Annotated in this window: 8 protein-coding genes; 5 read left to right on the plus strand and 3 right to left on the minus strand. The window is 69.9% G+C overall.

Going from position 1 to position 6,768, the window contains the following annotated elements:
* A partial coding sequence (locus Q0741_RS00640) for an ATP-binding cassette domain-containing protein (protein WP_298231271.1) occupies positions 1 to 407 on the minus strand: 407 nt, incomplete at its 3' end.
* Positions 404 to 1,114 (minus strand): ABC transporter permease, encoded by a 711-nt coding sequence (locus tag Q0741_RS00645; RefSeq protein WP_298231272.1) that lies wholly within the window; start codon positions 1,112 to 1,114, stop codon positions 404 to 406. The genes Q0741_RS00640 and Q0741_RS00645, both read right to left, overlap by 4 nt.
* A 131-nt stretch (positions 1,115 to 1,245) precedes the next feature.
* On the opposite strand from Q0741_RS00645, the gene Q0741_RS00650 reads away from it, so the two are divergent.
* Entirely contained in the window at positions 1,246 to 1,953 is a 708-nt protein-coding gene (locus Q0741_RS00650) for a pseudouridine synthase (protein ID WP_298231273.1), read from the plus strand.
* Positions 1,954 to 1,968: 15 nt separating this feature from the next.
* Here the strand turns inward: Q0741_RS00650 and Q0741_RS00655 are convergent, their stop codons facing one another.
* Positions 1,969 to 2,898: a purine nucleoside permease gene (locus Q0741_RS00655; protein ID WP_298231274.1), complete on the minus strand. Its 930-nt coding sequence runs from the start codon at positions 2,896 to 2,898 to the stop codon at positions 1,969 to 1,971.
* Positions 2,899 to 3,267: 369 nt separating this feature from the next.
* Here Q0741_RS00655 and Q0741_RS00660 point away from each other — a divergent pair, with 369 nt between their 5' ends.
* The 4 genes from Q0741_RS00660 to Q0741_RS00675 all read left to right on the plus strand — a co-directional run.
* A complete protein-coding gene (locus Q0741_RS00660; protein WP_298231275.1) occupies positions 3,268 to 4,809 on the plus strand; it encodes a hypothetical protein in 1,542 nt (513 codons plus the stop codon).
* Positions 4,810 to 4,839: 30 nt separating this feature from the next.
* Positions 4,840 to 5,226 (plus strand): YcfL family protein, encoded by a 387-nt coding sequence (locus Q0741_RS00665; protein ID WP_298231276.1) that lies wholly within the window; start codon positions 4,840 to 4,842, stop codon positions 5,224 to 5,226.
* 20 nt (positions 5,227 to 5,246) lie between these two features.
* Entirely contained in the window at positions 5,247 to 5,873 is a 627-nt protein-coding gene (lpoB, locus tag Q0741_RS00670; RefSeq protein WP_298231277.1) for a penicillin-binding protein activator LpoB, read from the plus strand.
* Positions 5,874 to 5,914: 41 nt separating this feature from the next.
* On the plus strand, positions 5,915 to 6,768 hold an 854-nt coding region (locus tag Q0741_RS00675), incomplete at its 3' end, for a hypothetical protein (RefSeq protein ID WP_298231278.1).

Below are 6,768 nucleotides of genomic sequence, written 5' to 3' on the forward strand. Positions count from 1 at the left end.
TCGGCGCGCGCGGCGCGCTCGCCGCGCGGCACGCCGGCCAGCCACAGCGCCAGCAGCAGGTTGCGCCACACCGACAGGCGCAGCAGGAAGGGGCGCTGGAACAGCATCGCCTGCCGCGGCTCGCAGCCGTCGGCGCCGCGGCGCACGCGGCGCTCGCCGCTGCAGCGCAGCTGGCCGTGCAACAGGCGCAGCAGGGTCGTCTTGCCGCTGCCGTTGGCGCCCAGCAGCACGATGCGCTCGCCCGCGCGCACGCGCAGGCTCATGGGCAACAGCACCTGGCGCTCGCCCAGGCGCACGGCGGCGTCGCGCAGCTCGATCAGCACCTCGTCGCGTTCCAACGCCGTGCCGCCGCGGGCCTCGGCGTTGGGGTCGGGCGGCAGCAGATCCAGGTGCAGCGGCGCGTTCACCGGGCCAGGCTTTCCGCCGGCTGCAGGCGGCGCAGCGTGGCGATGAAAAGGTTGACCAGCGCCACCACCGCCAGCAGCAGCAGGCCCAGCGCCAGCGCCTGGGCCAGGTCGCCCTTGCTGGTTTCCAGCGCGATGGCAGTGGTCATGACACGGGTGATGCCGTCGATGTTGCCGCCCACGACCATCACCGCCCCCACCTCGCTGATGGCTCGGCCGAAGCCCGTGAGCAGCACCGTCATCAGCGCCATGCGCTCGTGCACCAGCAGCAGCAGCGCGCTCTGCAAGGGGCCGGCGCCCATGGAGCGCAGCTGCTCGCCGTTGCCGCGCAGCGCGTCGGCCACGAGCTGGCGCGTGAGCGCCGTCACCAGCGGCAGTACCAGCACCGTCTGCGCCACCACCATCGCCCCGGGCGTGAACAGCAGCCCGTAGGAGCCCAGCGGCCCCGAGCGCGACAGCAGCAGGTAGACGGTCAGCCCCACCACCACCGGCGGCAGCGCCAGCAGCGTGTTGAGCACCAGCAGCAGCAGGCGCTGCCCCGGAAAACGGCTCACCGCCAGCCAGGCGCCGCCGATCAGCCCCAGCACGGCCGCCAGGGCGCTCGCGGCACCGCTGACCGACAAGGAGAGAAACACCACCTGCCACAGCCGCGCGTCAGCCTGGGCGATGAGGGCGGCGGCCGCCTGCAGGGATTCGGTGAAACCGTTCATGGACTACATCTGGGGGATTGCAAAGCGCCAGGGCGGCCTGGCTGTGCGCTGCGGGCGGGATTGTCAGCGAGGCCCTGGCCCCGGGCGATATGTCACGAAGTGCATAAGTCGCGGCGGCTACAGTGCCGCGCATGCGATTGGCACAGATCCTTTTTTCCCAGGGCTTCGGCACGCGGCGCGAGTGCGCCGGGCTGATCGTTTCAGAGCTGGTCGAGGTGGACGGCCGCGTCATCGACGACCCGGACGCGGACATCCCGACCGAGGGCCTCAGCTTCCGCGTGCGCGGCGAGCCGTGGCGCTACTTCGAGAAAGCGCTGGTGCTGCTGCACAAGCCCGCCGGCTACGAATGCTCGATGAAGCCCAAGCACCACCCCAGCGTGATGAGCCTGCTGCCGCCCCCGCTGCGCACGCGCGGCTTGCAGCCCGTGGGCCGGCTGGACGAGGACACCACCGGTTTTCTGTTGCTCACCGACGACGGCGCGCTGCTGCACAGGCTCACCTCCCCGAAACACCACGTGCCCAAGGTCTACGAGGTGACGCTGAAGCACCCGGTGGACGCGACGCAGGTGCAGCGCCTGCTGGCCGGCGTGGTGCTGGACGACGACCCCGCCCCGGTGCGCGCGGCCGCCTGCGAAGCCACGGGCGAGCGCTCGCTGCGGCTCACGCTCACGGAGGGCAAGTACCACCAGGTCAAGCGCATGGCGGCGGCGGTGAGCAACCGGGTGGAGCAGTTGCACCGCAGCGCGATGGGCACGCTGACGCTGGGCGACCTGGCGCCGGGGAAATGGCGCTGGGTGGAGCCGCAGGAGCGGGCGGCGCTGGGACTGCGGGCCGCCTGAGCGACTGCCCGCGCCTCAAGGCAGCGGCACGCCCACCCGCCACTGTTCCCAGTTGGTGACGATGTCCCGCACCACCGGCCAGGCGGCGTTGTAGAGATTGGCCGTGGCCGCCGGATAACCGCCGGACTTGGTATTGAGGGATTCCAGCGCCGATTGCCCCGGATGCGGCCGCTCGAAATTGGAGCCGGTGCGCATCACGGCCACGCGCTTCAGATCGAGCCGCCCCGCGATGGCGCCGCGCCGCAGGGCCTCGAACACCGCGTTGTCCTCCTGCTGCGTGGTGCAGTAGGTGCCTTGGCCGTCGGTGAGCAGCGCGGTCCACTTGGTGGCCCAGTTGCCCAGGATTTCGCCGTGCCAGTAGGTGTCGCCGCTGGCGGTGTCGCACTGGATCACCGAAGGCGCCGCCCGGGCCGTGGCCTGCGGATATCGGGCCCGGTAGGCCTGCGCCTCGGCCGTGTCGGCCAGCGTGGCGCCGCGCGAGAGTCGAAGCGCCTTCTGCAGCAGCGCCTCGTCCACCCGGAACAACTCCGTGCCGTAGCGCAGCGGCGGCTTGACGTCCGGGTTCGCCGACTTGATGCCGAAATAGCCGAAGGCCCAGTCGGCCGGTTTCTCGCGGGCGTCGAATTCATGCGCCAGGCCGAAATCCACCACGTAGCGCGCCCAGGTCGCCGAACCCACCGTACCGACGTTCGGATTGATGCCACCGACGCCGGTGACCAGGAAATAGGCCCGGGACAAATCAAAAGGCCCGTTGAAAACCGCCGCCATGGTGGAGGCCGCGGCATTCGAATGGCCCATGTCGGTGGTCATCAGGCACACGTCGTCGTCGGTGCACTGGACCGTGGGGAAGTTGGGGGACAGGCCGGGAACCTGGTAACGCCGGGTCCAGTTCAGCTTGGGCTGCCAGGCCTGGGCCTCGGGGCCGTAGAGGGTGATGAGCAGCACCTTGACGGGGCGGGAAGCAGGCGCCGCAACCGGGGCTGTTCCCGGTGAAGCGCCGGACGGCGCCGGTGAATCCAGAGGCACGGCCGAGCAGGCCGAGAGCAGCGCCAGGGTCGGCCCCAGCAGGCAGAGGATGGCTTGACGGCGTGGCACGCCCATGTCGCGGTCCTTGATGACAAGTGAGGCCCGGACCATACGGCAGCGTGCCGCCACATCCCAGGCACACGGCGCCCCGCCCCAGCACAGCGCAATGCAACGGTCAACCGGCTGACACGACACGGTTGACACCAGTCAAGCAATGTGCCTCAAAGCTATTTGTAAAGAAACATAAAGTATTAAGGTGAAAAATAAAGTATCAAACGGGAGAAGAAGATGGGGGGAAGGATCCGGATCTCAGGGCTCAGCGTCCTGGTGGTGGCGCTGCTGTCGGGTTGCGCGGCGATGAAAAGCCACGACGAGCTGGCCGGAAAGATGCAGGGCGCGCAGCGGGCGGGCGGGCCGGCCGCGGCGCTGAAGGAGCTTGAGGCGTCGGCCACCAGCGACGATGCCCGCGCGGCGCTGCTCTACAACCTGGAGCGCGGCGAGCTGCTGCGCCAGGACCGCCGCTACGAGGACAGTCTGGCCGCCTGGCTGCAGGCCGATGCCAAGGTGTCCGAATGGGAGAGCACCGCCAAGACCGATCCCAGCAAGCTGCTGGGCAACGTGGGCGCGGCGCTGATCAGCGAACGCCTCAAGCCCTATGAGGGCCAGGACTACGAGAAGGTGTGGCTGACCACGCGGCTGGCGCTCAACCGCATCGCGCTCAACGACTGGGAAAACGCGCGCGTGGACATCAAGCGCACGCACGAGCGCGAGGCCGTCATCGCCGAATTCCGCGCCAAGGACACGGCCGCCGCCGAGGAAGAGGCCAAGAGCAAGGGCGCGCAGACGGGGATCAAGTCGCTCAACGGCTACCCGGTGGAGACGCTCAACGATCCCGAGGTGCTCAAGCTCAAGAACGGCTACCAGAACGCGTTGAGCCACTACCTCGCCGGCTTCCTCTACGAGGCCCTCAACGAGCCGGGACTGGCCGCGCCGGGCTACCGCAAGGCTGCCGAGCTCCAGCCCGATACGCCGTTGCTGGAAGAAGGCCTGGCCGGCCTGGACCAGCGCACGAGCTTCACCCACCGGCGCAAGCAACGCATGACGGACGTGCTGTTCGTCATCGAGTCGGGACAAGCGCCGGCGCGCAAGCCCATGCGCTTCACCATCCCCGTGCCCATCGCGGGACGGCTCAACACCGTGAGCGTGTCCTATCCCGTCATCGAGGCCGCGCGCCAGCCCGGCCCGGCCGAGCTCGCGCTGGGCGACGTGACGCTCAAGGCCGCCACCGTCGTGGACATGAACCTCATGGCGCGCCGCGCGCTGGCGGACGAGATGCCCGGCACGGTAGCGCGCGGCATCACGCGCGCCATCGCCAAGGGCGTGCTGCAAAACGAGGCTCAAAAGCACGGCGGGCCGTTGGCCGGCGCCATTGCCATGATCGCCTCCGCCGCCACGGAACAGGCCGACGACCGCATGTGGCGCACGCTGCCGGGCGTGGCCTCGCTGGCACGCGGCTACCTGCCCGAGGGCGAGCACCGGCTGCTGATCGACGGCCGCGACACGGGCACCACGATCAAGGTCTCCGGCCAGTACGCGCTGGTGCCGGTGACGGTGCAGGACGCGGCCGTCAGCATCGGCCAGGTTGCGGCCTTCGGGACGCTGCCGCAGCTGGCCGTGGCCGCCCCGGCGGCGGTGGCCGTCCCGGCCGCAGCCATGGTGCCCGTCGCCGCCAAGGCCGTGGAAACGCGTCCCGCGCGCGCCGCCCGGCCCACCGGCAGGCTCCAGGCCAAGCCCGCGGCGGCCCCGCGCCCGGGCGCGTCGCCGAACTGAGTCCGCTCCGATCCCTTGCAAAGGAAACCCATGATCCACGCACTGCGCGCGGCCGGCCTGTGTGCCGCGCTCCTGGCGGCGGCGCTGCCGGCGGCCGCCCAGACCGATCAAGGCATGTCGCCCGCGATCCTGTCCAAGCTCGCCACGCGCGGCGACCTCAAGAGCGTGCGCGTCGCCGAGATCCGCATGGCGCGCCGCAACGACATGCTGGTGGTCGAGGCCGACTTCCAGAACCCCGAGCGGCGCGACCGCTTCGTCTACTACCGCTTCCGCTGGCTCGACGGCGGCGGCATGCAGGTCGGCGATGGCGAGAGCTGGAAGCAGATGCCGCTGTTGGGCCAGCAGTTGCAGCCGGTCAAGGCCGTGGCGCCCTCGCCGGCCGCCGCCGACTTCCGCCTCGAGTTCAACGTCGAATGACCTCTTCCCCCCGTCATCCCATGAAAGCTTCCGTCCTGACCGCCGCACGCCGACTGCCGCTGTGCACGCTGGCCGCCGCCACGCTGCTGGCCGCTGCCGGCTGCAACACGGTCTCCTCGCCCGTCGTGCGCTTCGACCGCCAGACCACCAACTACGGCGACGCCAAGGCCGTCGAGCTGGTCACCAACGAGTTCGGCTCCACGGACCTGCAGATGATCGCGGAGAAGATGACCGGCAGCCTGCTGGAGGCGGGCATCTTCCAGGGCCGGCCCACGGTGACCATCTCCACCGTCAAGAACAAGACCAGCGAGTACATCGACACCACCAACGTCATGAACTCGATCCAGACCGCGCTGGTCAAGTCGGGCAAGGTGCGCTTCACGCGCTCGATCCAGGAGATGCAGGCTGGCGTGGACGAGCTCACGCGCCAGAACCAGAGCGGCCTGTACAAGCAGAACACCACCGCCAAGGTCGGCCAGATGACGGCGGCCAGGTACAGCGTGGAGGGCGAGCTCACCAGCATCGTCAAGCAGAACGCCGCCACCAAGGACGTCTACTACAAGTTCACGCTCAAGCTCTTCGACGTCGAGGAGGGCACCATCGAGTGGCAGGACGAGAAGGAAATCCGCAAGACCACCCAGCGCTGAGCCGGCCCCGGCCCAGTTTCCTTCGAGGGAGCACGCATCCGATGAAACGCATCCTGTCCTGCGCCGCGCTGGCGCTGGCCTGTGCCGCCGCGCTGGCCCAGCCCCGCATCGCCGTCACCGACCTGGCCTACACCCAGGAGGTGTCCGAGTACTTCGAGGCCGGCACGCACCAGCAACGCAGCACGCTCAATGCCAACGCCACCTCGATGGCGGCCACGCAGCAAAGCAGCGGCACCTACGTGGCGGGCAACCACAGCTACGTGCAGCAGCGCGAGCTGGGCTCGTTCTCCAACGACATCCGCAGCGCGCTGCTGCGCGGCACGACGTTCCGCCTGGTGCAGGCCAAGGCCTTCGACGCGGGCGAGCCGCAGCCGACCAAGGCCGAGCAGGCGCTCAACCAGCTCCAGACCGGCAAGATGGCCAAGCCGGTGCGCCAGCCGCAGGTGCACGACATCGTGGCGCGCATCCGCAAGGGCGAGTTCGCCGGCGCGGACTACGTACTGTTCGGCACGCTGACCAGCCTGCAGTTCCGCGACTCGCTCTCGCCCATCCAGGGCACGAGCAACGCCAGCCACATCTTCGGCCTGGACGTGGTGGCGGACTTCTCGCTGATCAACACGCGCACACAGGAGATCAAGGCCTCGTTCTCCGCGCAGGGCGCCGGCTCGGACACCAAGCTGCTGTCCAGCCGCGGCGACGTGCTGCCGCCCAACCGCGGCCAGGTCATCCGCGACGCCTCGCGCTCGCTGGCGGCCAACGTGTTCAGCCAGTTCTCGGAGCAGATCGGCCTGGCCGAGCCGGGCCTCTCGCGCCAGTTGCGTCCGGGCGCGGAAGGGCAGCCGCTGCCCGCGGGCGCGGTGGCGCCGCCGGCGGTGCCGGCCCGCCACAGCGAGCC

Origin of the sequence: uncultured Azohydromonas sp. (assembly GCF_937926365.1) — a bacterium.
In the GTDB taxonomy this organism is placed as follows: Bacteria; Pseudomonadota; Gammaproteobacteria; order Burkholderiales; family Burkholderiaceae_C; genus Azohydromonas.